Origin of the sequence: Streptomyces sp. NPDC048361, from assembly GCF_040651795.1 — a bacterium.
Classification (GTDB): domain Bacteria; phylum Actinomycetota; class Actinomycetes; order Streptomycetales; family Streptomycetaceae; genus Streptomyces.
Map to the genome: position 1 here is coordinate 58,487 of NZ_JBEZKW010000019.1, position 24,700 is coordinate 83,186.

The 24,700-nt window shown below is 71.8% G+C and carries 18 protein-coding genes; 5 read left to right on the plus strand and 13 right to left on the minus strand.

Features of this window, described 5'->3' with window-relative positions; genetic code table 11:
- Positions 1 to 235 precede the first annotated feature (235 nt).
- Positions 236 to 940 (plus strand): nitroreductase family protein, encoded by a 705-nt coding sequence (locus tag AB0D31_RS13890; RefSeq protein WP_362721539.1) that lies wholly within the window; start codon positions 236 to 238, stop codon positions 938 to 940.
- 142 nt (positions 941 to 1,082) lie between these two features.
- Here the strand turns inward: AB0D31_RS13890 and pruA are convergent, their stop codons facing one another.
- Both pruA and AB0D31_RS13900 read right to left on the minus strand, forming a co-directional pair.
- Positions 1,083 to 2,714, minus strand: a complete 1,632-nt coding sequence (pruA, locus tag AB0D31_RS13895; protein WP_362721542.1) for an L-glutamate gamma-semialdehyde dehydrogenase — start codon at positions 2,712 to 2,714, stop codon at positions 1,083 to 1,085.
- 90 nt (positions 2,715 to 2,804) lie between these two features.
- On the minus strand, positions 2,805 to 3,731 hold the full coding sequence (locus AB0D31_RS13900; protein WP_362721545.1) for a proline dehydrogenase family protein: 927 nt from the start codon (positions 3,729 to 3,731) through the stop codon (positions 2,805 to 2,807).
- Positions 3,732 to 3,942: 211 nt separating this feature from the next.
- Here AB0D31_RS13900 and AB0D31_RS13905 point away from each other — a divergent pair, with 211 nt between their 5' ends.
- Both AB0D31_RS13905 and AB0D31_RS13910 read left to right on the plus strand, forming a co-directional pair.
- Positions 3,943 to 5,103 carry a helix-turn-helix domain-containing protein gene (locus tag AB0D31_RS13905; protein WP_362721548.1) on the plus strand — a complete coding sequence of 387 codons (1,161 nt, stop codon included), beginning with the start codon at positions 3,943 to 3,945 and terminating at the stop codon, positions 5,101 to 5,103.
- Positions 5,104 to 5,278: 175 nt separating this feature from the next.
- Positions 5,279 to 6,412 carry an NAD(P)/FAD-dependent oxidoreductase gene (locus AB0D31_RS13910; RefSeq protein ID WP_362721551.1) on the plus strand — a complete coding sequence of 378 codons (1,134 nt, stop codon included), beginning with the start codon at positions 5,279 to 5,281 and terminating at the stop codon, positions 6,410 to 6,412.
- A 76-nt stretch (positions 6,413 to 6,488) separates the two neighbouring features.
- Here the strand turns inward: AB0D31_RS13910 and AB0D31_RS13915 are convergent, their stop codons facing one another.
- The 7 genes from AB0D31_RS13915 to AB0D31_RS13945 form a co-directional block, all read right to left on the minus strand.
- Positions 6,489 to 7,124, minus strand: a complete 636-nt coding sequence (locus tag AB0D31_RS13915; RefSeq protein WP_362721558.1) for a TetR/AcrR family transcriptional regulator — start codon at positions 7,122 to 7,124, stop codon at positions 6,489 to 6,491.
- A 109-nt stretch (positions 7,125 to 7,233) separates the two neighbouring features.
- Entirely contained in the window at positions 7,234 to 8,826 is a 1,593-nt protein-coding gene (gene serA, locus AB0D31_RS13920; protein ID WP_362721561.1) for a phosphoglycerate dehydrogenase, read from the minus strand.
- 296 nt (positions 8,827 to 9,122) lie between these two features.
- Positions 9,123 to 10,124 (minus strand): ketol-acid reductoisomerase, encoded by a 1,002-nt coding sequence (gene ilvC, locus AB0D31_RS13925; protein WP_362721563.1) that lies wholly within the window; start codon positions 10,122 to 10,124, stop codon positions 9,123 to 9,125.
- Between the two features lie 109 nt (positions 10,125 to 10,233).
- Positions 10,234 to 10,761 (minus strand): acetolactate synthase small subunit, encoded by a 528-nt coding sequence (gene ilvN / locus AB0D31_RS13930; protein ID WP_100577584.1) that lies wholly within the window; start codon positions 10,759 to 10,761, stop codon positions 10,234 to 10,236.
- Positions 10,762 to 10,787: 26 nt separating this feature from the next.
- Entirely contained in the window at positions 10,788 to 12,656 is a 1,869-nt protein-coding gene (locus AB0D31_RS13935; protein WP_362721566.1) for an acetolactate synthase large subunit, read from the minus strand.
- Between the two features lie 227 nt (positions 12,657 to 12,883).
- The gene (locus tag AB0D31_RS13940) at positions 12,884 to 15,751 is read right to left on the minus strand and encodes an EAL domain-containing protein (RefSeq protein WP_362721569.1); all 2,868 of its coding nucleotides are present in this window, start codon (positions 15,749 to 15,751) and stop codon (positions 12,884 to 12,886) included.
- Between the two features lie 393 nt (positions 15,752 to 16,144).
- Positions 16,145 to 17,086 (minus strand): 2-hydroxyacid dehydrogenase, encoded by a 942-nt coding sequence (locus AB0D31_RS13945; RefSeq protein ID WP_362721572.1) that lies wholly within the window; start codon positions 17,084 to 17,086, stop codon positions 16,145 to 16,147.
- 74 nt (positions 17,087 to 17,160) lie between these two features.
- Here AB0D31_RS13945 and AB0D31_RS13950 point away from each other — a divergent pair, with 74 nt between their 5' ends.
- Together AB0D31_RS13950 and AB0D31_RS13955 are read left to right on the plus strand one after the other, a co-directional pair.
- Positions 17,161 to 18,174 carry an aldo/keto reductase gene (locus AB0D31_RS13950; protein WP_362721575.1) on the plus strand — a complete coding sequence of 338 codons (1,014 nt, stop codon included), beginning with the start codon at positions 17,161 to 17,163 and terminating at the stop codon, positions 18,172 to 18,174.
- Positions 18,175 to 18,294: 120 nt separating this feature from the next.
- Positions 18,295 to 19,452, plus strand: a complete 1,158-nt coding sequence (locus AB0D31_RS13955) for a PQQ-dependent sugar dehydrogenase (protein ID WP_362721578.1) — start codon at positions 18,295 to 18,297, stop codon at positions 19,450 to 19,452.
- Between the two features lie 3 nt (positions 19,453 to 19,455).
- Here AB0D31_RS13955 and AB0D31_RS13960 read toward each other — a convergent pair whose 3' ends face one another.
- From AB0D31_RS13960 to AB0D31_RS13975, 4 genes are all read right to left on the minus strand, one after another.
- Complete coding sequence (locus tag AB0D31_RS13960) at positions 19,456 to 22,620, minus strand: AAA family ATPase (protein ID WP_362721581.1); 3,165 nt, start codon at positions 22,618 to 22,620, stop codon at positions 19,456 to 19,458.
- A gap of 258 nt (positions 22,621 to 22,878) precedes the next feature.
- Entirely contained in the window at positions 22,879 to 23,055 is a 177-nt protein-coding gene (locus AB0D31_RS13965) for a hypothetical protein (RefSeq protein WP_362721584.1), read from the minus strand.
- A 225-nt stretch (positions 23,056 to 23,280) separates the two neighbouring features.
- Positions 23,281 to 23,964, minus strand: coding sequence for a hypothetical protein (locus AB0D31_RS13970; RefSeq protein ID WP_362721586.1), 684 nt, complete (start codon positions 23,962 to 23,964; stop codon positions 23,281 to 23,283).
- 139 nt (positions 23,965 to 24,103) lie between these two features.
- Entirely contained in the window at positions 24,104 to 24,664 is a 561-nt protein-coding gene (locus AB0D31_RS13975) for a GNAT family protein (RefSeq protein WP_362721589.1), read from the minus strand.
- Positions 24,665 to 24,700: the final 36 nt, after the last annotated feature.

Below are 24,700 nucleotides of genomic sequence, written 5' to 3' on the forward strand. Positions count from 1 at the left end.
AACGACTCACCTGGGCATGTGTGCCGAGTGAGAGCTGCATAGTAGTGGCCGCACAGGGACCTCACAGCATGGGGCGAGCCGGCCGTATCCGCCCGGCACAGCACGGGCGGCCAGGCCCCGTCCGCCCGGTCGGCGCGGCTCCCGTCCCGCTCCCCGCGGACACGCCCCGGGTCTTTCAAGTCACCTACCCGCCAAGGGGCTTGGACCGGACCATTCGGCCCGGCAGACTCGCTCCATGCCTACACCGACCGAGCAGCACTGGACCCCCGTACACGGAGAGCCGTACCGGTCCGTCCCCTACCGTCCGGCGCGGATGACGTCCGCCGAGACCCTGGCGCGGGCCGCCGCGCTGCGCGAGCGCATGGACGAGCGGCGGACCGTACGCAGCTTCTCGCCCGACCCGGTGCCCGAGCGGGCCGTCCGCGACGCGATCGCGTGCGCCGCGACCGCGCCGTCCGGCGCCCACCAGCAGCCGTGGACGTTCGTCCTGGTCAAGGACGCGGACGTACGCCGCAGGATCCGCGAGGCGGCCGAGGAGGAGGAGAAGATCTCCTACGACGGGCGGCTCGGTGAGGAGTGGCTCGCGGCGCTGCGGCCGATCGGCACGGACGCCGTGAAGACCCACCTCACCGACGCCCCGGTGCTGCTCGTCGTCTTCCAGCAGCGCTACTGGCTGGCCGATGACGGCACCAAGCACAAGCACTACTACGTCGACGAGTCGGTCGGCATCGCCGTGGGGATGCTGCTCTCGGCCCTGCACCAGTCCGGTCTCGCCGCGCTCGTGCACACGCCGAGCCCGATGCGCTTTTTGTCCGAGGTGCTCGGACGCCCCACGAACGAGAAGGCGTTCGCGGTCATCCCGGTCGGCTATCCGGCCGACGACTGTGAGGTGCCGGACCTCGTGCGCAAGTCCCTCGATCAGGTGCTGGTCGAGATCTGAAGCCTGCTCCGCGAGGCCCCGAAAAGTCGTGGGGTGCAGGAGGCGGCCCACGTAGCGCCCGCCCGGTACGGGAAAGGAAACCGCCCCCGTCCTCGGTTGGGGGACCAAGGACGGGGGCGGGGTTTCGGTGCGGCTACGGACGTCAGCCCATGTGCGGGTAGCCGTAGTCGGTCGGCGGGACCAGCGTCTCCTTGATGGCGCGGGTCAGCGTCCAGCGCATCAGGTTCTGCGGGGCGCCCGCCTTGTCGTTGGTGCCGGAGGCGCGGCCGCCGCCGAAGGGCTGCTGGCCGACGACGGCGCCGGTCGACTTGTCGTTGATGTAGAAGTTGCCCGCCGCATAGCGGAGCTTGTCCATGGTGTATGCGGCCGCCGCGCGGTCGTTGGAGATGACGGCGCCGGTCAGGGCGTAGTCGGAAGCCGACTCCATCTGCTCCAGCATCGCGTCGTACTTCGCGTCGTCGTAGACGTGGATCGCCAGGATCGGGCCGAAGTACTCGGTCGTGAAGACCTCGTTGGCCGGGTCGGTGCACTCGATGACGGTCGGGCGCACGAAGTAGCCGACCGAGTCGTCGTAGGCGCCGCCGGCGACGATCGTGCAGGAGGCGTCGGCCTTCGCACGGTCGATCGCGGCCTTGTTCTTGGCGAAGGAGCGCTCGTCGATGACGGCGCCGATGAAGTTCGACAGGTCGGTGACGTCACCCATGGAGATGCCGTCGACCTCGGCCGCGAACTCCTCCTTGAAGCCGTCGTTCCAGATCGAGGCCGGGACGTAGGCGCGCGAGGACGCCGAGCACTTCTGGCCCTGGTACTCGAAGGAGCCGCGGGTCAGCGCGGTCTTCAGGACGGCGCGGTCGGCGCTGGGGTGCGCGACGACGAAGTCCTTGCCGCCGGTCTCGCCGACCAGCCGCGGGTAGGTGCGGTACTTCTCGATGTTGGTGCCGACCGTCTTCCACAGGTGCTGGAAGGTCTTGGTGGAACCCGTGAAGTGGATGCCCGCCAGGTCGCGGTGGTTGAGGGCGACCTCGGAGACGGCGAGGCCGTCACCGGTGACGAGGTTGATGACACCCTTGGGCAGGCCCGCCTCCTCCAGGAGCTGCATGAGCAGCACGGCGGCGTGGGTCTGCGTCGGGGACGGCTTCCACACGACGACGTTGCCCATCAGGGCCGGGGCGGTCGGCAGGTTGCCCGCGATGGCCGTGAAGTTGAACGGCGTGATCGCGTAGACGAAGCCTTCGAGCGGGCGGTGGTCCATGCGGTTCCACACGCCCGCGGAGTTCGCCGGGGGCTGCTCGGCGAGCAGGTTGCGGGCGTAGTGGACATTGAAGCGCCAGAAGTCGACGAGCTCGCACGGGGTGTCGATCTCGGCCTGCTGCGCGGTCTTGGACTGGCCCAGCATGGTGGAGGCGGCCAGCGTCTCGCGCCAGGGGCCCGAAAGGAGCTCGGCGGCGCGCAGGATGATCGCGGCGCGGTCGTCGAAGGACATCGCGCGCCAGGCCGGGGCCGCGGCGAGGGCGGCGTCGACCGCGTCCTTGGCGTCCTGCTCGGTGGCGTTGGCGTAGGTGCCGATGACGGCCTTGTGGTTGTGCGGCTGCACGACGTCGAAGCGCTCACCGCCGCCCATCCGCTTCTCACCGTTGATGGTCATCGGCAGGTCGACGGGGTTCTCGGCCAGCTCCTTGAGCTTGGCCTCCAGACGGGCCCGCTCTTGGGAACCAGGGGCGTAGCCGTGCACCGGCTCGTTGACCGGGGCGGGGACCTGGGTCACAGCGTCCATGATTCCTTGACTCCTTTGTGAGGGGTGTTCGGGGGAACGGAGGCGCGGGGCCTGTCCGAAAAACCGTGGTGGGGGAAGCGGGGGGGGCGACTAGTTCTTGGTGATCATCGAGCGGACGAAGAACAGCAGGTTGGCCGGCTTCTCCGCGAGGCGCCGCATGAAGTATCCGTACCAGTCGGTGCCGTACGCCGTGTAGACGCGCATCCGGTGGCCCTCGGCGGCGAGCCGCAGGTGCTCCTCGCCGCGGATCCCGTACAGCATCTGGAACTCGTACTCGTCCAGTTTGCGCCCCGCGCGCCGCGCGAGCTCCTGACCGACGGCGATCAGACGCGGGTCGTGGGACCCGATCATCGGGTAGCCCTCGCCCTCCATCAGGATCCGCAGGATGCGGACGTACGCCTTGTCGATCTCGCGCTTGTCCTGGTACGCGACCTCGGCGGGCTCCTTGTAGGCGCCCTTCACGATGCGCACCCGGCTGCCGGCGTCGGCAAGGCGCCGGGCGTCGGCCTCGGTGCGGAAGAGGTAGGCCTGGATGACGCAGCCGGTCTGCGGGAAGTCCTTCCGCAGCTCTTCATGGATCGCGAACATCGAGTCGAGGGTGGTGTGGTCCTCGGCGTCCAGGGTGACCGTGGTGCCGATCGCGGCGGCGGCCTCGACGACCGGGCGCACATTGGCGAGCGCCAGCTCGTGGCCGCCCTCCAGCGCCTGACCGAACATGGAGAGCTTCACGGACATCTCGGCCTTGGTGCCGTGGCCGAGCTCCTTGAGCCGCTCGATGAGCTCCAGGTAGGCGTCGCGCGCGTGGGCGGCCTGCGCGGGGGTGGTGATGTCCTCGCCCACCACGTCCAGGGTGAGCTCCAGGCCCTTGCCGACCATCTCCTCGACGATGGTGACGACCTGGTCGACGCTCTCGCCGGGGATGAAACGGTTCACCACGGGCTTGGTCACCGGGGCGGCCGAAACGAGCTTGCGCATCTTGTCGCTGCGCGACGCGGCGAGGATCACGGGACCCAGCACGGGGCACCTCCACGGAAAGAACTAGACGGGGCCGCGACCGGCCGGAGGGACGAGGGGTCGCCTTTCCCGGCGTACCGGCGACGGCACGGAGAACCACCGTGAAACCTAGGGATCTCCACGATCCTCGGCCATCGACAGCTGTCACGCATCCGTGGCCCGGATCTCATACATATGTCTGAAGCGGCGGGCGCGATGGGTGAGAATGGCTTCCGTGAAGAGCGACTACCAGGATCTGGTCGATGAAATCTCGGCGCTGCTCGGCGGCGCGGTCACCCTGGAGAACCGGGATTTCGGGCTGATCGCCTTCGGCGCGCACGATTCGGACAGTGATTTCGGGGAGCTCACGCTCGACCCGGTGCGCACCCGCTCCATCCTGACCAGGAAGTCGACGCCGGCCGTCCGCGCCTGGTTCGAGGGGTTCGGCATCACCCGCGCCACCGGCCCGGTCCGTATCCCGGCCGCGCCCGAAGCGGGCGTCCTGCGCGGCCGGATCTGCCTTCCGGTACGCCATCGTGGCGTCGCCCTCGGATACGTCTGGCTCCTCGACGACGAGCCGGGGCCCGGCGAGGAGAAGCTGGCAGCGGCGATGGAGGTGGCCGCGCGGATCGGCGTGCTCCTCGCCGACGAGGCCCAGGCCGGCTCGGACCTCTCGCGCGAGTTCCGGGCGGCGCTCACCGCGGAGCGCGGCCCGCAGCACGACGCGGCGACGGCCGCCCTGACGGCGGCGCTCGGCCCCGACGCGGAGAGCCTGCACGCGCTGGTGTGCGTGGCGCCCTGGCCCGCCGCCGACGCCCCTTCGGCCCGTACGGTGGCGGGCGCCGCAGCGGTGTGCGCGCTGCCGCCCGAGCCCGCGGGGCCGGGCGGCGGTCAATGGCTCGCGGCGCTGGTGCGGCTGCGGTCGCCGGACGCGCTCGCCCCGGCGAGGACCGCCGCGGAACGGCTGCGCGGCGACGCGGGGGCCGGCGCGGCGGCCGGGGTGGCCCTGGCCCGCCGCGGCCTCGCCGACCTGGCGCTCTCCCGCCGCGAGGCAACGGCCGCCGCGCGTGCGGCACTTGCCGAGCCCCGGCTCGGCCCGGTCGCCGAGTGGGCGGCGATCGGCCCGTACCGCATGCTGACGGCGCTGCCCGCCGCGCACGACCACGACCCCGCGGTACGCACCCTGTTGACCTCCTCCCACGCCGAACTGGCCCACACCGCCGAGGTGTTCCTCGACTGCGCCGGGCAGGCGGGCCGCGCGGCGGCCGCCCTCGGCATCCACCGCCAAACGCTCTACTACCGCCTCTCCCGCGTGGAACACCTCACCGGCCTCGACCTCGACCAGGGCGAGGCCCGGCTCCTGCTGCACATGGCGCTCAAGGCGGCACGGCTCTGAAGGCCGCACGGCTCCGAGCCGGAGCCGTTCCGAGGGAGCCCGCGGCCGACTGCCGGCGCCGGCTGTCGGTGCCGGTCGGTGGGCTGTAGGTGGTCTGTCGGTGGGCGCCGGGAGATTGATCGGTGTCGGGGCCGGCGCAGAGGCGCGGCCGCTCTTCGATCCCAGGGGAAGTCCCATGCTCACCGACGTCACCATCATCGGCGCCGGGCTCGGCGGCCTCACACTCGCGCGCGTCCTGCATGTCCACGGCATACCGTCCGCGGTCTACGAGGCCGAGCCCTCGCCGACCTCGCGCGCACAGGGCGGGATGCTCGACATCCACGACTACAACGGCCAACTCGCCCTGGAGGAAGCCGAGTTGCTGGACGCTTTCCAAGGACTCGTTCTGGAGGGGCGCCAGGCGATGCGGATGCTCGCCCCCGACGGCACCGTCGTGTTCGACAAGGCCGACGACGGCACCGGTGGCCGCCCCGAGGTGCAGCGGGGCGACCTGCGGCAGCTTCTGCTCGACTCGCTGCCGGCCGGCACCGTGCGCTGGGGACACAAGGTGCGCGGCACCCGCACCCTCGATGACGGGCGGCACGAGGTCACCTTCGACGACGGCGCCACCGTCGTCACGAGCCTGCTGGTCGGCGCCGACGGCGCGTGGTCGAGGGTGCGGCCACTGCTCTCCGCCGCCACGCCCCAGTACATCGGCAAGTCGGTGGTCGATACCTATCTCTTCGACGCCGAGTCCCGGCACCCCGCGTCCGCCCGGGCCGTCGGCGGCGGGTCGATGATCGCGGCCATGCCGAACAGGGTGATCTTCGCCCACCGCGAGAAGGGCGGGACCCTGCACGCCTACGTGGGGATCGAGGAGCCGCGCGCCTGGTTCGACTCCATCGACTTCGGCGACGGCGCCGCGGCCGCCGCACGGATCGCGCGGGAATTCGAGGGCTGGGCCCCGGAGCTCACCGCACTGATCACCGACAGCGACCTCCCGCCGGTGCTGCGCCCGCTGTACGCCCTGCCGGCGGACCACCGCTGGGACCGGGTGCCCGGCGTGACCCTGCTCGGCGACGCCGCGCACCTCTCCGCCCCGAACGGCGAGGGCGCCAACCTCGCCATGCTCGACGCGGCCGAGCTGGGCCGGGCGCTGGTCGAGCTCCCCGGCGACGTCGAGACCGCGCTCGCCGCCTACGAGCGGGTGCTGTTCCCGCGCAGCGCCCGGGCAGCCGTCCTCGAAGCGGGCGAGGAGCTGGGCCGCGACAACGGGGACGCCACACCGCACGACCTGATCGCGGCGTTCACCGAGGCCGCGCAGTCCTGAACGCGGCGGCGGACGGGTGTACGACAGGGACGGGGCGGGCGTACGACGGGGACCTGGGGACGGCGGCCGGCACGCTTCAGCCCGCGCTCCGCGCCCCGTCGCCGTCGCCGTCGCCGTCGATGCCCATCACGATCTTCAGCCCCTCGGTGAGGTCGCGCGCCGAGGGGGCGGTGGCGGGGTCGACCATCCACTGCACCATCACCCCGGCGAGCAGCGCCTGGTAGAAGGTGCCGGCGAGCCGGGCCCGCTCGGGGTCCGCGTCCTCGTCGATGCCGAGGAAGCCCTCCGCGAGACCCCTGCGCCCCTCCAACTGAGGCCCGGCGAGGGCCTTTTGGAGCTCGGGGTCGCTGTCGATGCGGGAGACGATTTCCATCTGGAGCTTCCAGACGGGCCGGCTCCGCTCATAGGAGTCGATGACTTTGGACCAGCCCCGCTCGAAGCGTTCCAGTGGCGGCAGGTCCGTGCTCTCGCCCCTGCCCCCGTCCTCGGCCTCGGCCTCGGCCTCCCGGCTGTCGGCGACCGCGTCGCCCCACTCCTCGGTCAGCTTCAGGAACGCCAGATTGAGCAGCGCTTCCTTGGAGCCGTAGTGGTAGCCGATGGAGGCCAGATTGGTGCCGGACTCGGCCACGATGTCGCGGGCGGTGGTGCGGGCGTAGCCCTTCTCCAGCAGGCAGCGCTTGGCGCCTTCGAGCAGATCCTCACGGTGTCCCATGACAGCAGCGTACCCGGCATACAGACATCCGTCTAAGACAAGCGTCTACGGAGGTTCTGCGGGCCGGGTACGGGTGCGCGGGGAGGCTGAGGTCACCTCAGCCGGCCGGTCAGTCGGTCAGGTTCACCGAGCGGGCCGAGTTGGCGCCGATCTCCTCGGCGACCTCGGCCAGCACGTTCTGCGGGATGGTGTCGTCGACGGTCAGCACGGCGAGCGCCTCGCCGCCCTCCTCGGCGCGCGCCACCTGCATGCCCGCGATGTTGAGCCCGGCCTCGCCGAGGACGCGGCCCACGGTGCCGACGATGCCCGGACGGTCCTCGTAGCGGAGCACGATCATGTGGTCGGCGAGCGCCAGGTCCACGTCGAACGCGCCGATCGCGACGACCTTCTGGAGGTGCTTGGGGCCGGCCAGGGTGCCGGAGACCGACACCTCCTCGCCGTCCGAGAGGGTGCCGCGCACGGTCACCACGTTGCGGTGGTTGGGCGACTCGCTCGACGTGGTCAGGCGGACCTCGACGCCGCGCTCCTGCGCGAACAGCGGGGCGTTGACGTAGGAGACCGTCTCGTCGACGACGTCCTCGAACACGCCCTTGAGCGCGGACAGTTCGAGCACCTTGACGTCGTGCTGGGTGATCTCGCCGTACACCTCGACGTCGAGGCGGACCGCGACCTCGCCGGCGAGGGCGGTGAAGATGCGGCCGAGGCGCTCGGCGAGCGGCAGGCCCGGCTTGACGTCCTCGGCGATGACGCCGCCCTGGACGTTGACCGCGTCGGGCACCAACTCGCCCGCGAGGGCGAGGCGTACGGACTTGGCGACGGCGATGCCGGCCTTCTCCTGGGCCTCGTCGGTGGAGGCGCCGAGGTGCGGGGTGCAGACGACCTGGTCGAGCTCGAAGAGCGGGGAGTCCGTGCAGGGCTCCTTCGCGTACACGTCGAGACCGGCGCCCGCGACGCGGCCCTCCTTGAGGGCGGAGTACAGCGCGGCCTCGTCGACGATGCCGCCGCGCGCCGCGTTCACGATCCGCACGTGCGGCTGCACCTTGTGCAGTGCGTCGTCGCCGATCAGGCCGAGCGTCTCGGGGGTCTTGGGCAGGTGCACGGTGATGAAGTCGGAGACTTCGAGCAGCTCGTCGAGGGAGAGGAGCTTGACGCCCATCTGCGCGGCGCGGGCCGGCTGCACATAGGGGTCGTACGCGACGATCTTCATGCCGAAGGCCGACATGCGCTGCGCGACCAGGACGCCGATGCGGCCGAGGCCGACGACGCCGAGGGTCTTCTCGCTCAGCTCGACGCCGGTGTACTTGCTCCGCTTCCACTCGCCGTTCTTCAGCGCGGCGTTGGCCTGCGGAATGTTGCGCGCGGTGGCGACGAGGAGGCCGCAGGCGAGCTCGGCGGCGGTGACGATGTTGGAGGTCGGGGCGTTCACGACCATCACGCCGGCCTTGGTGGCGGCGGACACGTCCACGTTGTCGAGGCCGACACCGGCGCGGGCGACGACGCGCAGCTTGCGGGCGGCGGCGACGGCCTCCGCGTCGACCTTGGTGGCCGAGCGGATCAGGATCGCGTCGACATCGGCGATGGCGGGGAGCAGCTCCGCGCGGTCGGCTCCGTTGCAGTGCCGGATCTCGAAGTCCGGCCCGAGAGCGTCGACGGTGGCGGGCGACAGCTCTTCAGCGATGAGTACGACAGGTTTCGAGCTCACGTGGGTCCTCACTGAATCCTTTGCGGACGGCCGTCCCGACGGCCGCAGGCGGTGGAGGGGAAGCGGCGCCGGGGAATGCGAGGCGTGCAATTCCTCGGGGTCGCTGTACCGCGTGGAAGACGCACGACGCTGTGGGCCTGACGCGTATGTGTTGTTGAGCAGTGTAGTGCCGCTCCCCCGAAGGTTTTCCTCCGCGAAGGCAGGATCACCCGATGGGGGTTGGACGCGGTGTCCAGGGCCGTGCGTACCAGCGGGGTCGGACACCGACACTGTGTCCGACCCCGCTGACAGGAGGCTTACGCCTCGTCGTTCTGCACCCAGCTCATGAGCTTGCGCAGCTCCTTGCCGGTGGTCTCCAGGAGGTGCTCGGAGTCCTGGGTCTTGTACTCGTTGTACTTCTTCAGACCGCCGTGGTACTCGTCCATCCAGTTCTTGGCGAAGGTGCCGTCCTGGATCTCGGCGAGGACCTTCTTCATCTCGGCCTTGGTGTCGGCGGTGATGATGCGGGGGCCGGTGACGTAGTCGCCCCACTCGGCGGTCTCCGAGATCGACCAGCGCATCTTCTCCAGGCCGCCCTCGTACATGAGGTCGACGATGAGCTTCAGCTCGTGGAGGCACTCGAAGTACGCGATCTCCGGCTGGTAGCCGGCCTCGGTCAGCGTCTCGAAGCCCGCCTTGACCAGCGCCGCGGTGCCACCGCAGAGGACGGCCTGCTCACCGAACAGGTCGGTCTCGGTCTCCTCGGTGAAGGTCGTCTTGATGGCGCCGGCGCGGGTGCCGCCGATGCCCTTGGCGTACGAGAGCGCCAGCGCCAGACCGTTGCCCTGCGGGTCCTGCTCGACGGCCACGATGCACGGAACGCCGCGGCCCTCTTCGTACTGGCGGCGCACCAGGTGGCCGGGGCCCTTGGGCGCGACCATCGCGACGGTCACGTTGGCCGGGGGCTTGATGAAGCCGAAGCGGATGTTCAGGCCGTGGCCGAAGAACAGCGCGTCGCCGTCCTTCAGGTTGTCCTTGATGGACTCCTCGTAGACCTGGGCCTGGAGCGGGTCCGGGACCAGGATCATGATGACGTCGGCCTCGGCCGCGGCCTCGGACGGCGTGACCACGCGCAGGCCCTGCTCCTCGGCCTTCGCCTTGGACTTGGAGCCCTCGTGCAGACCGACGCGGACGTCGACACCCGAGTCACGGAGCGACAGCGCGTGGGCGTGGCCCTGGCTGCCGTACCCGATCACCGCGACCTTGCGGCCCTGGATGATGGACAGGTCGGCATCGTCGTCGTAGAACAGCTCGGCCACTGGGTTATCTCCTTGGTGTGCTGGTGTTGCGTCCACCGTATCGGTGGGGGTGAGTAAGGAACGGGTGAGTCTCGCGATACGGGCGGGGCGGAGCCCCTCCCGGCGAGGCTCAGGCGCTGCGGTCCAGGGCGCGCAGCGAGCGGTCCGTGATGGACCGGGCGCCGCGCCCTATGGCGATCGTGCCGGACTGGACGAGCTCCTTGATGCCGAACTGCTCCAGCATCTTCAGCATCGCCTCCAGCTTGTCCGCGCCGCCGGTCGCCTCGATGGTCACGGCCTCCGGGGAGACGTCGACGGTCTTGGCGCGGAACAGCTGGACGATCTCGACGATCTGGGAGCGCGTTTCATTGTCGGCACGCACCTTCACCAGGACGAGCTCGCGCTGGATCGCAGCGCTGGGCTCGAGTTCGACGATCTTCAGGACGTTGACCAGCTTGTTGAGCTGTTTGGTCACCTGCTCCAGAGGCAGGTCCTCGACACTGACCACGATGGTGATGCGGGAGATGTCGGGGTGTTCGGTGACACCGACCGCGAGCGAGTCGATGTTGAAGCCGCGGCGGGAGAACAGCGCGGCGATCCTGGCCAGGATGCCGGGGGTGTTCTCGACCAGGACCGAGAGCGTGTGCTTGGTGGACATGAGCCTCTTACCTCTTCCTACAGCTCTCAGTCGTCTTCGTTGTCGCCGAAGTCGGGACGGACTCCGCGGGCGGCCATGACCTCGTCGTTGGAGGTGCCGGCGGCGACCATCGGCCACACCTGGGCGTCCTCGTGGACGATGAAGTCGATCACGACGGGGCGGTCGTTGATCGAGTTGGCCTCCTGGATCGCCTTGTCCAGGTCCTCGGGGCGCTCACAGCGGATCGCGTAACAGCCCATCGCCTCGGACAGCTTGACGAAGTCCGGGACGCGGGTGCCGCCGCTGGGCTTGCCCTCGGTGGCGATGCCGTCCTCGGGGCCGGAGTGCAGCACCGTGTTGGAGTAGCGCTGGTTGTAGAACAGGGTCTGCCACTGGCGGACCATCCCGAGGGCGCCGTTGTTGATGATGGCGACCTTGATCGGGATGTTGTTGAGCGCGCAGGTGGTCAGTTCCTGATTGGTCATCTGGAAGCAGCCGTCGCCGTCGATCGCCCAGACCATGCGGTCCGGCTGTCCGGCCTTGGCACCCATGGCGGCGGGGACCGCGTAGCCCATGGTTCCGGCGCCGCCGGAGTTGAGCCAGGTGGCGGGCAGTTCGTAGTTGACGAAGTGCGCGGCCCACATCTGGTGCTGGCCGACGCCGGCCGCGTAGATGGTGTCCGCGTCCGCCAGCTCGCCGAGGCGCTGGATGACGCGCTGCGGGGAGAGCGTGCCGTCGTTCGGCTCGTCGTAGCCCAGCGGGTACGTCTCGCGCCAGCGGTTGAGATCCTTCCACCAGGCGGTGTAGTCGCCCTTGTGGCCCTCGGAGTACTCGGCCTGGACGGCCTGGACCAGGTCGGCGATGACCTCGCGGGCGTCGCCCACGATCGGGACGTCGACCTCGCGGTTCTTGCCGATCTCGGCCGGGTCGATGTCCGCGTGGATGATCTTGGCGAATGGTGCGAAGCTGTCCAGCTTGCCGGTGACGCGGTCGTCGAAGCGGGTGCCGAGCGCGATGAGCAGGTCCGACTTCTGCAGGGCGGTGACGGCGGTGACCGCACCGTGCATGCCGGGCATTCCCACGTGCAGCGGGTGGCTGTCGGGGAAGGCGCCGAGCGCCATCAGGGTGGTGGTGACGGGCGCTCCGGTGAGCTCCGCGAGGACCTTCAGCTCGGCGGTCGCGCCGGCCTTCAGGACGCCGCCGCCGACGTACAGGACCGGGCGCTTGGCCGCCACGATCAGCTTGGCGGCCTCACGGATCTGCTTGGCGTGCGGCTTGGTGACCGGCCGGTAGCCCGGCAGGTCCGTCTGCGGCGGCCACGCGAACGTGGTCTGTGCCTGGAGGGCGTCCTTGGCGATGTCGACCAGGACGGGGCCCGGGCGGCCGGTCGAGGCGATGTGGAAGGCCTCGGCGATGGTGCGCGGGATGTCCTCGGCCTTGGTGACCAGGAAGTTGTGCTTGGTGATCGGCATCGTGATGCCGACGATGTCCGCCTCCTGGAAGGCGTCCGTGCCGATCGCCTTGGAGGAGACCTGGCCGGTGATCGCGACCAGCGGCACCGAGTCCATGTGCGCGTCGGCGATCGGGGTGACCAGGTTGGTGGCGCCCGGACCCGAGGTCGCCATGCACACGCCGACCTTGCCGGTGGCCTGGGCGTAACCGGTGGCCGCGTGGCCCGCGCCCTGCTCGTGGCGGACCAGGACGTGGCGGACCCGGGTGGAGTCCATCATCGGGTCGTACGCCGGCAGGATGGCACCGCCGGGGATGCCGAACACGACCTCCGCCCCGACCTCCTCGAGAGAACGGATGAGGGACTTCGCGCCCGTGACGTGCTCGACGGTCGCGGACTGGTGTCCGCCGTTACGGGGCCGCGGCTGCGGATGGTGGGCCCCGGTGGCCTGCTCGGTCATCGGCATTCTCTTCTCGAAGCTGAGGGTTTTTGCGGGGGTTTGGTCAAGACTTCGGTGGTGCTTGAGGGGTGCCAGTGCAACAAAAAACCCCTCGTGCCGTGAGGCAAGCGAGGGGAGCGCGTCGGGTGCGGTCTGCGGAGCCTGCATGGGGCTCCGCTTCAGCCGACGCGCTTTCCAAGTACGAGAATTCGGGTGCGCATGGCATTGACCCTCCCCCCGGCGCGCTGGTGGTGTCAAGTAGGTGGGACGGGCGTCTCATCATGTGAGCCGAGCAGGGGCCGGCTCAAGCCACTGAGCACGGGCAGCGCGGCCCCGCCCGGCACCGGGAACTCGCCGCGCGCGAGGGACCGCCGCAGCCGGTACTCGTCGAGCGGGCCGGAGAACGCCATGCCGAGCCCGTGGGTGCACCCCATGGCCCGCAGCGCGAGGACCTGCTCCGGCGCGTCGAGCCCGTCGGCGACCGATTGCATGCCGAGGTCGCAGGCGATCCTGAGCAGCCCCGCGGTGATCTTGTGCAGTCTGGCCGATTCGACGACGCCCTCGACGAGCCCCCGGTCCAGTTTCAGCAGGTCGATGGGGAGCCGGCGCAGCGCGTTGATCGCCGCGTAGCCGCTGCCGAACCCGTCGAGCGCGATCCGCACGCCGAGCCTGCGCAGGCCTACGAGGCGCCGCTCCAGCTCGTCGAAGGAGATCCTCGGGTCGCTGTCGGCGAGCTCGATGATCAGGGCGCCCGAGGGCAGTCCGTGCCGGGCGAGCAGGGTTTCGAGGACGCCGATCGGCAGTGATTTGTCGAGCAGGCGCCGGGCCGACAGGCGGACCGACACGGGTGCGGCGAGCCCCGCCCGCCTGCGCTCGGCGGCGAGCTCCACGGCCTCTTCGAGCAGCCAGCGCCCCAGCTCGGCGGCGCGCTCGCTCTCGTCGGCGACCCGCAGGAACTCGGCCGGGGTGAACAGGATGCCCTGTGCGGAGCGCCAGCGGGCCTGGGCGGCGACGGCGGAGACCGCACCGGTGGTGAGGTCGACGACGGGCTGGTGCAGCACGACGAATTCGCCGTCGCTCAGCGCCGTACGCAGCCGGGCGGCGAGCTCCGACTTGCGGACCACCTCGGCCTGCATCTGGGGGGCGTACAGCTCGACCCGGTTCTTGCCGCCCTTCTTGGCCCGGTACATCGCGAGGTCGGCGTTGCGCAGCAGCTCCCCCGCGCCGACGCCGGGCTCGGCGAAGGCGACGCCGATGGAGGCGGCGACGCGGACCTCGTTGCCGTCGATCTGGTAGGGCTGCGAGAGGGTCAGACGCAGCCGGTCGGCGATCTCCCGGACGTGGTACTCACGGGCCGACCGGTCGCGGGTGCCGTCGCCGAGGATCAGCGCGGCGAACTCGTCGCCGCCGAGCCGGGCCGCGGTGTCGCCCGCGCGGACGGAGTCGTGGAGGCGGCGGGCGGCCTGGATGAGCAGTTCATCGCCGGCCTGGTGGCCGATGGTGTCGTTGACCTGTTTGAAGCCGTCGAGGTCGATGAAGAGCACGGCGGTGCCGGGGTCGGTGGTGCGCCGCCCGCCGAGCGCCTTGCGGACCCGCTTGGTGAACAGGGCGCGGTTGGGCAGGTCGGTGAGCGGGTCGTGCTCGGCGTTGTGCTCCAACTGCGCCTGGAGCCGGACGCGTTCGGTCACGTCGCGGCTGTTGAGGATGAGCCCGCCCTGATGGCGGTTGACGGTCGACTCCACGTTGAGCCACTCGCCGGTCCCCGACTTGAAGCGGCACTCGATCCGTGTCGTGGGCTCGTCGGCGGGCGGCGCCGCGAGGAAGCGGCGCACCTCGTGCACCACCCGGCCGAGGTCCTCGGGGTGGATGAGCGAGGCGAGCTCGGAGCCGACCAGCTCCTCCGCGTCCCGCCCGTAGACACCGGCGGCGGCGGGGCTCACGTACCGCAGCATGCCGGTGGGGGCGGCGATCATGATGACGTCGCTCGATCCCTGCACCAGGGAGCGGAAGTGGTTCTCCTTCTGGGCCAGTTCGTGGGTGAGCGCGATGTTGTCGAGCAGCATGATGCCCTGGCGGACGACCAGGGCGAGTACGACGGTGCAGCCGGTGAAGACCACCATCCGGTCGACGCGGTGACCCTCGATGACGTTGTAGAGGATGCCCAGGGTGCACACGGCGGCCGCGAGGTACGGCGTGAGCGCGGCGAGCGAGCTGGCGAGCGGCCGGGTCGCCGGCAGGGGGCGCGTGCGGCCGCGGCCGACGGCGGGCCGCGCGGCGAGCGGGGCCATGGCCGGCCGGGGCGGCGGCGCCGGGGGCAGCCTGCGGGCGCCCCAGGGTGCGTAGCCGAGCAGCAGCGAGCCGGCGAACCAGCCGGCGTCGAGGAGCTGGCCCGAGCGGTAGTGCTCGCGCAGCAGCGGCGAGGTGAACAGGGCGTCGCACAGCACGGTCAGGGCGAGCGCCGCGATCGCGGTGTTCACCGCGGACCGGTTGGCCGACGAACGCCGGAAGTGCAGCGCGAGCACCATGGAGACCAGCACGATGTCGAGCAGCGGATAGGCGAGGGTGAGGGTGGCGTGCGCGACGCCCTCACCCTCGCCCTCGTGGGCCGTGCGGGCGAGGGCGAGGCTCCAGGACAGGGTGAGCAGGGAGCCGCCGATGAGCCAGGAGTCGAGCCCGAGACAGACCCAACCGGCCCTGGTGACGGGGCGTTTGGCGAGGACGAGCAGGCCCACGATGGCGGGCGGCGCGAAGCAGAGGAAGAAGAAGTCGGCGGGCGAGGGGGTGGGCACCTGGCGCCGCAGCACCACCTCGTACCAGCCCCAGACGCCGTTGCCGCAGGCGGCCATGGCGGAGGAGAAGGAGAACAGCAGCCAGGCCGGCCGAAAGCTGCTCTCGCTCTCCGCCGCGTCCCGCGCGTACAGGAAGCAGGAGACCGCGGCGATCAGGGCCGCGCTGGCGAGCCCGAAGTCGCCCATGATCAGGGCGAGTTCATCGGAACCCCAGCCCAGGAATGCGCCGGTGGCATATCCCGCACAGATCAGCGCCAGGATCACTTGGGAGACCATGCCGGTCCCGCCGCCGGCCATCGGGGGTCGGGTGAGAATCGCACCCGGCGCGCTCACCGGACCGCTCCACGCCACCGGGCCCGCAACGGGGTCCCCTCCGGCCGGGGCCGGACCGTGGAATCGCCGGCCCACAGGCCGTGCTTCCGGGCGCCGTTCGTCGTTGTTCCGCTTATCGCCTCGGCGGTCGCCGCTCCACCGCGGTGCATCGCTGTGCGATGCGCGCGGCGAAGTTGCCGCAGACGGCTCCGCCGCGTCGGATCGTTCGTCCATTGGCCGTGCATCGCCCGTCGCCCCCCTCGCAGTGATCGCTCGCCCGCGCCGTAGACGCACGGCGCCGGCCCCCGGTCGGGACGATACACCAGTCTCGTCACTCAGGGACATAGTCCCTATACGCTCCGTGACAGCGTGCAGTCGCGAAGGCACCCGGTGCACCCGAACCGCTGCGGAGCGTTACTGATCCGTCGTCAGAACCACGTTGGCGAGCGGCTCTTGGGCCGCGAAGCGGGTGAGCTGAGCGGCGAGCAGACGCTTGGCGCGGGGCAGGAAGGCGGAGCTCGAACCGCCCACGTGGGGGCTGATGAGAACATTCGGAGCGGTCCACAACGGGTGTCCCGCGGGCAGGGGTTCGGGGTCGGTGACATCCAGTGCCGCGTGCAGCCGTCCGGACTTCAGTTCGGCAAGGAGCGCCTCGGTCTCCACGACCGGCCCGCGCGCGACGTTCACCAGGAGCGCCCCGTCCTTGAGCCGACTCAGGAATGCCGCGTCCACCAGGCCCTTCGTCTGTTCGGTCAGCGGGGTGCAGACGATGACGACGTCCGCGTCCGGGAGCAGGGCGGGCAGCTCGGTCCAGGGGTGCACCGCGCCGCGCTCCGTGGTGCGCGAGGAGCGCGCGACGCGCGCCACCCGCGCACACTCGAAGGGTGCGAGCCGGTCCTCGATGGCGGCGCCGATCGACCCGTACCCGACGATCAGGACCGACTTGTCGGCGAGGGCGGGATAGAACCCCGACCGCCACTCCTGCTTGTCCTGGCCCCGGACGAACCCCGGGATCCCGCGCAGCGAGGCGAGGACGAGGGTCAGGGTCAGCTCGGCGGTGGACGCCTCGTGGACGCCGCGCGCGTTGCACAGGCGTACGCCGGGCGGCAGCAGGCCGATGCCGGGCTGCACGTGGTCGATGCCTGCGGTCAGCGTCTGCACGACCCGCAGCCCGGTCATGGCGGCGAGCGGGCGGACCGCGATCTGGGACGGCTTCATGTACGGGACCACATAGACGGCGCAGTCGGCCGGGTCGGCGGGGAAGTCCGGGCCGCCGTCCCAGACGCGGTAGTCGAGGGTGTCGGGCAGGCCCGGGACATCGGCCGGGTCGAAAGGGATCCACACGTCTGCGCTCATGGTCAGGAGGCTATGCGAAGCAACGCGCAGGCCAGAGGTTACTTTGGGGAGCGACGAGGGAGGGATCCGGCCAGGTGGAGCGCAGGACAATCGGGGCGGGGGCCCTGCGGGCGGGTGCGATCGGGCTCGGCTGCATGCCGATGAGCTGGGGCTACAGCCGCTCGCAACAGGACCTGGAAAGCTCGCTCGGGGCCCTGCACGCGGCGCTCGACACCGGCTCGAACCTGCTGGACACCGCCGACATGTACGGCCCGTTCACCAACGAGCTGTTGATCGGGCGGGTCCTCAAGGAGCGCAGGGCCGAGGCGTTCGTCGCCACCAAGTGCGGGCTCCTGGTCGGCGGCGACCAGCACGTGGTCGCCAACGGCCGCCCCGGGTATGTGCGTCGGGCCTGCGACGCGTCGCTGCGACGGCTCGGGACCGACGTCATCGACCTGTACCTGCTGCACCGCGCCGACCCCGAGGTCCCCGTCGAGGAGACCTGGGGCGCGATGGCGGAGCTGGTGAGCGCGGGGAAGGTACGGGCGCTCGGGCTCAGCGCGATGGGCGCGCGGGCGGTGCGGCGCACGACCCCGGTGGCGGGGGTGCACGGGCTGCACGTGGGCCGGTACGAGTCGACGGTGCGGCTGCTCCGGCGCGTGCAGCAGGTCTTCCCGGTCGCCGCCGTGCAGGCGGAGCTGTCCGTCTGGTCGCGGGAGGCCCTCGACGCGCTGCTGCCGTGGTGCACGCCGCGCGGTGTGGCCCTGCTCGCCGCGATGCCGCTGGGCAACGGCTTCCTGACCGGCACGCTCACCCCGGGCCAGGGCTTCGAACCGGACGACATACGGGCCCGCCACCCCCGCTTCACGGCGGAGATGATGGCGGCCAACCAGCCCGTGGTGGCGGGCCTGCGCCGGATCGCCGAGCGGCACGGCGCGACCCCGGGGCAGGTGGCGCTGGCCTGGCTGCTGCGCCTGGGCGACCAGGTCGTCCCCGTACCCGGCGCCAAGCGCGCGCAGTGGGTACGCGAAAACGCCCGCGCGGCCGAACTCTCCCTCACCCCACGCGACTTGGCGGACCTGGCGGCGCTCCCGGCGGCCCGCGACTGAGCGGGGGTCGGGCCACGCGGACACTCCGGCGCGGCGGGCGACCGGGCGGGGCGGGACCGTGGGCGGCCGGGCCGACAGAATGGGACCAGCGCATCGACCCCGTCGAAGGGAACCACCACCGTGCGACGAACCACCGTGGCCACCGCCCTGGCCGCAGCCGCGCTCCTGCTCGCGGCCGGCTGCTCCTCCGGCTCTCCGCAGCCGCACGGCCAGGGCGCGGCCTCCGGGTCCGGAGCGAAGGCGTCCGCGCCGGCCGCGACGCCCACCGTCCAACTCCCGCCCGCCAAGGGCTCGGTGAAGGTGGTCAGGACCGTCGCCCAGGATCTGAAGTCGCCCTGGGGCATCGCGGCGCTTCCCGAAGGCGGGCTCCTCGTCGGCTCCCGTGACGACGGTTCCGTCCTGCGGGTGGACACCACGACCGGTGCGAAGGCCGCCGTGGGCAGCGTGCCGGGCGTCGACCACCAGGGCGAGGGCGGCCTGCTCGGCCTCGCCCTGTCCCCCACGTACGGCGCCGACCACCTCGTCTACGCGTACTTCACCACCGAGTCCGACAACCGCATCGCCCGGATGTTCTACGACCCGAAGCGGCCCGCGGGCGAGCAGCTGGGGGCGCCCGACACGATCCTGCGCGGGATTCCCAAGGGCGCCGTGCACAACGGCGGGCGGATCGCCTTCGGCCCCGACCGGATGCTCTACGCCGGAACCGGCGAGACGGGCGACCGCGGCCTCGCCCAGGACAAGGCGTCGCTCGGCGGGAAGATCCTGCGGATGACCCCCGACGGACAGCCCGCGTACGGCAATCCGGAGGCGGACTCCGTCGTGTACTCCCCCGGGCACCGCAATGTGCAGGGCCTCGCCTGGGACGGCGAAAACCGGCTGTGGGCCTCGGAGTTCGGGCAGGATACGTGGGACGAGCTCAATTACATCGAGCCCGGCAAGAACTACGGCTGGCCCGTGGTGGAGGGCCGGGGCGGCAAGCCCGGGTACGTCGATCCCGTCGCCCAGTGGAAGACCTCGGAGGCCTCCCCCAGCGGGATCGCGTTCGCCGACGGCTCGGTGTGGCTGGCCGCGCTCAAGGGCGAGCGGCTGTGGCGCGTCCCGCTCAACGGCACCAAGGCACTCGCCGCCCCCGAGGCGTTCCTGACCGGCCAGTACGGGCGGCTGCGCACCGTACTCGCGGCCGGGACCGGAAAGCTCTGGGTGCTCACCAACAACACCGATTCGCGCGGCACCCCCAAGCCCGGCGACGACCGCATCCTGGAGCTGGACGTCACGTAGGGGTCAGGGGACGGAGACGGACGCCGCCCCGTCCTGGAAGAGGTTGAGCCGGTGAGCGAGGGCCGCCGCCTCACCGCGGCCCGAAACCCCCAGCTTGGCAAGGATGTTGGAGACGTGCACGCTCGCCGTCTTCGGCGCGATGTACAGCTCTTCGGCGATCTGGCGGTTGGTGTGCCCCGCCGACACCAAGCGCAGAACGTCTTGCTCGCGGCTGGTGAGGCCGAGCGCCTCCACCGGGTCGGCGGGCTCGTCGGGGACCATCGGATCCGGGGCGGCCAGCGAGAGACGGGCGCGGCGCGCGAGAAGCTCCAGCTGTTCACGCAGCGGGCGGGCGCCGAGGCGCTCGGCTTCGGCGTGGGCCTGGCGCAGCAGGGTTGCGACGGTCTCGCGGTCGCCGCCCTCCGCGAGCAGCGCCGCGGCCCAGCGGTGGCAGACCTGGGCCAGCTCGTAGGGGCGGCACAGGGGCCGCAGCGCGTGGGCGGCCGCCTCCCAGTCACCCGCGGCGTCACGGTCCTCGGCGCGGTGGAGTTCCGCGGCGACGACCAGGGCGTACGCCTCCCACGCGGGGGCGCCGGTCGGCAGCCTCTTGGCCGTCGTACGGATGAGGTCGAGCGCCGCGGCCCGGCCCTGCTCGGCCGACGGCAGGCCCCGTACATCGGCTTCCATCCCGGCGGCGGCCGCGAGCAGCGGCCAGGCGTAGCGCTGGGTGCCGAGCGGGAAACCGGGCTCGGTGACGCGGGCCAGCTCGGCGCGGGCCTCCTCGATACGGCCGTGGGCGGCCGCGCAGTCCAGGGCGATCCGGGCGAGCGGGATGGTGTGCTGGGCCATCGGGTCGTAGCCGCCGAACGCGGCGTGCGCGTCGGCGAGACAGGCCGCAGCCTGGTCCAACTCACCCAGACGCAGGGCGAGTTCGGCCCGGTGCAAGATCGCTTTGCCGAGCGGTTTGGCGCTCACCGCGGTGCGCCGGGCCCGCTCGATGGAGTCGGCGGCCTCCGCCCAGCGGCCGAGCACGAACAGGGACTCGGCACGGTTGGCCTGCACCCAGGCCTCGTTGTCGAGCAGGCCGTACTGCTGGGCCAGGCGCACCCCGTCGTCCGCGACGCGCACGGCGTCGGCGGAGCGGCCGATGGACTCCAGGCCGGAGCAGAGGTTCACATGGCCGCGGCCGGCCTCGCCCACCAAGCCGAGTTCGAGGGTGCGGTCGATCACCCTGCGCATCGTGGCGAGCCCCTCCTCGACCGATCCGGAGTCGAGCAGGAGGGTGCCGAGGGTCAGGGTGACCTTGAGCTCGATCTCCTCAGTCTGCACCAACCGGGCATAGGCGACGGCCTGTTCGGCCTCGGCGAGGGATTCCGCGCCGGGGTTGTGCAGCATGCGCCAGCCGGCGGCGGTGGCGAGCACCTCGGCGTGGACGGGGGACGGCGGCAGGCCGCGCACCAGCTCCTGAGCGGTGGCGATCTCGGCCCAGCCGTCGCCGCGGCCCAGGCTCTGCATGAGGCGGGAGAGCTGGATCCAGAACCAGGCCGCGCGCAGCGGATCGTTGCCGGCGGAGCCGGCGCCCTGGGCGGACCTCGCGCCCGTGGTGGACCGGTCGCCGTCGGCGGAGCGGACGTTGCGCTCGGCGGAGTGGTCGTCGCGCTCGGCGTCGATGAGTCGCAGGGCCTTCTTGGCGAGCTTCAGGGCGCGTTCGCGGTCGCCGCAGAGGCGGGCCGCCTCGACGGACTCGGCGAGCAGATCGAGGTAACGCAGCGGGGCGGCGCTCTCGGGGGCGCAGCCGCAGGCCGGGTACGAACCGACGTGGTCCAGCGGCCTGAGCCGGTCGCGTATCTCCTCGGGAACGCCGTCCCACAGCTCCATCGCCCGGGAAAGCAGCCGCAGTTGCTCCGCGTAGGCGTGCCGGCGGCGGGCCTCGACGGAGGCGCTCAGCACGACGGGCAGCGCCTTGGCGGCGTCGTGCGCGTGGTACCAGTACGTGGCGAGCCGGGTGGTGTGCTCGTCGGCCCGCACCAGCGACGGGTCGGCTTCGAGTGCCTCGGCGTAACGCCGGTTGAGACGCGAGGACTCGCCGGGCAGAAGGTCGTCGCTGACCGCTTCGCGCATCAGGGAGTGGCGGAAGCGGTAGCCGTCGCCGTCCGGCGCGGGGAGCAGGATGTTGGCGCCGACGGCGGTCCGCAGCGCCTCGATGAGTTTGTCCTCGGAGAGCCGGGTGACCGCGGCGAGCAGCGGGTACTCGACGGTGGAGCCGCCCTCGGCGGCGACCCGCACCACCTGCTGGGCGTCGTCGGGCAGGCTCTCGACGCGGACCAGCAGCAGGTCGCGCAGCGAGTCGCTCAAACCGGCGCAGGTGGTGCCCGCGTCCCCGCACACGACGAGTTCCTCGACGAAGAAGGCGTTGCCGTCGGAGCGCTCGAAGATCTCGTCCACCAGGCGCTGTTCGGGTTCGGCCGCGCGGATTCCGGCGAGCTGGTGGCGGACCTCGGCGCGGGTGAAGCGGGGCAGTTCGATGCGGCGCACGCTGCGCAGCCGGTCGAGCTCGGCGAGGAGCGGGCGCAGCGGGTGGCGACGGTGGATGTCGTCGGCGCGGTAGGTCGCGACGACGACGAGCCGGCCGCGCCGCAGGGTGCGGAAGAGGTAGGCGAGCAGGTGGCGGGTGGAGGCGTCGGCCCAGTGCAGGTCTTCGAGGACGAGGACGACGGTGCGGTCGGCGGCGATCCGCTCCAGCATCCGCACGGTGAGCTCGAAGAGCCGGGCGGAGCCGTCCTCGCGCGCGAGGGGGAGGCCCGGCTTGGCCAGCTCGGGCAGGAGCAGCGCGAGCTCCTCCTCCTGGCCGTCGGCCGCGGCGGCCAGCTCGTCGGGCAGCCGGCGGCGCAGGGCGCGCAGCGCGGCCGAGAAGGGGGCGAAGGGCAGCCCGTCGGCGCCCACCTCGACGCAGCCGCCGATGGCGATCACGGCGCCGGCCGCGCAGGCAGCGTCGGTGAACTCCTCGACGAGCCTGGTCTTGCCGACCCCGGCCTCGCCGCCGACGAGCAGCGCCTGCGGCTCGCCCTGAGGGGCGGCGGCGCGCGCGAGCGCTTCGTTCAATGTCCGCAACTCATCGGCGCGGCCGACGAACACGGGACTGACTGACCTGGTCTCCACGCCGCCGAGCATCGCACAGCCCAACGACATCGGGGCGGCCGGTCCGCCCCCGCCCCCTGCCGGGGAGGCGACCTCGGAGGAGGCCGGGGTACCGGCGACGGCCCGGGCCGCCGGACCCGAGGGGGCCAGGCGGCCCGAGGGCGAGTCCGCCGGGTGAGCCGGGGCCGAGGCGGGCCGGTGGCCCGGACCTGAGGAGGCCGGGTGCCCCGGATCCAAGGTGGCCGGGCGGCCCGGGGGCGGGACGGCCGGGTGGGCCGGAGTGGTGGGCATCAGGGCGGCCGGGGTCGTTCACGCAGCCCGTACGAAGCGGCTCCGCACTGAACTCACCTGCCCCTCCGGGCCGTTGTCGCCACTGCGCCGTCCGGCGCGGCGCGCGTCCCGGCGGACCTGGCGCGCCAGGCGCTCCTGGTCGGCGCGGCGCAGCAGGTCGGCCTGGTGGGACTTGAAGATCTCGTAGTCGTACATCTCATTGCTCCTGGGGTGTGCCTGACGCGGTTGAGGTGGTTCGCCCGGGCCCGGTGTTCCGGGCTCCTTGCGATGCCTCAACTCTCGTCCCCCAGGGGCCACTGCCACATCGGGCGTGTGCCGCATCTGTACGCGGCCGCCGCCTTAGACGGTCCGGATGATGGACCGGAGCCGCCTAAGGCGGGGCGTTGGCGCCTTAGGCGGCTCGGGATGTGCGCCCGGGTCTCAGCCCTTGGTGCTGGGCAGCGCCGCGAACAGGTCGACGTACATGCCCACGGAGATGAGCAGGCCGATGACGCCGAGGACGACACCGGCCAGGGCGACGGCCTTGACCCACACCGGCTGCTCGGAGCGGCCCGGCGTCCCGAACGCGGGGCGGGCGAGCACGGCGGCGCCGACGATCAGGGCGAGCAGCGCGAAGACGCCGTTGACCAGGGCGGTGGTGTGCCAGGAGTTGCCGTAGATTTCCTGGATCTGCTGGGCCGCGGTGCCGGTCTGGGAGGTCTTGATCTGCCCCACGAGGGTGGCGCGCTCCGAGAGCGTCTTGCCCATCCAGGTGCCGCTGAGCGACACCGCGCCGAGCGCGCCGGCGACGACGGCGGCCGCGCCCGCGCCGAAGCCCGGACGGCTGACGGCAACGGCGTCGGCTTCGCCGTCGTGGATGTCGTCGGCCATGCCTTCCTCATGGAGGTGCTCGGACGCGTCGGCATCCGGGGTGCCGGTGGCGGTGGCGGCGGGGGCGCCCGGGGCCGCTTCGGCCGTCGCTCCCCCGGTGGTGGACGTGGCCTCGGTGGTGGCCGCGCCCTCGGTGGTGGCCGCGCCCTCGGTGGTGGCCGCGCCCTTGGTCTCAGCGTCCGTCGTGGGCTCGGTCTCGGCGTCGGTCTTCGTCGTGGCGGGGGTGGCGTTCATACCGGGCACGCTAGGGGCCGTTTCTGAGAGTCCGCTGAGAGCTCCCTTAACGCCCCGCCCCGCCCCACTCGTACGTCGGCAGGGCGGCCCCACCCGCGCATGGGCACAGCCCCGCTCGTACATCGGCGCGGCCCCACCGTCAGCGGCCCGCGCGGGCCGCCCGCCACTCGTGGGCGAGGACCGCCCAGACCTCGCTGTCGTGCCGCACCCCTCGGTACAGGTAGCTCTCGCGGAGCACCCCGTCCCTGGTCATGCCGAGCCGCTTGGCCACGTCGATGCTCGGGGTGTTCTCGGCCGAGGCCAGCCACTCGACGCGGTGGATGCCGCGCGCGTCTACGGCCCAGTCGATGAGGAGGGTGGCCGCGCGGGTGATCAGGCCACGCCCGACCGCCGCCGGCTCCAGCCAGCAGCCGACCTCGCAGGCGCCCCGCGCCGCGTCGAAGGTCCGGAACATGACCCCGCCGACGAGGACTCCGTCGAGCCGGATGCCGTACAGGCGCCCGGTGTCCGCGGCCGCCTTGTCCGCGTAGAGCTGGAGGTAGGCGCGGGCCGAGGTCAGGTCGGCCGCGACATCGGGCAGGGGGATGTAGGTGCCGACGAAGTCGCGCCCCCGGTCCATGTGGGCGAGGAACTCCTCGGCCTGCCACGGTTCGAGGGGGCACAGTTCGGCCCCGTCGTTCCCCAGCGATCGTGCGAACATCCCGCTCCTCCATCTGCGTACGCCTGCATGGTCACG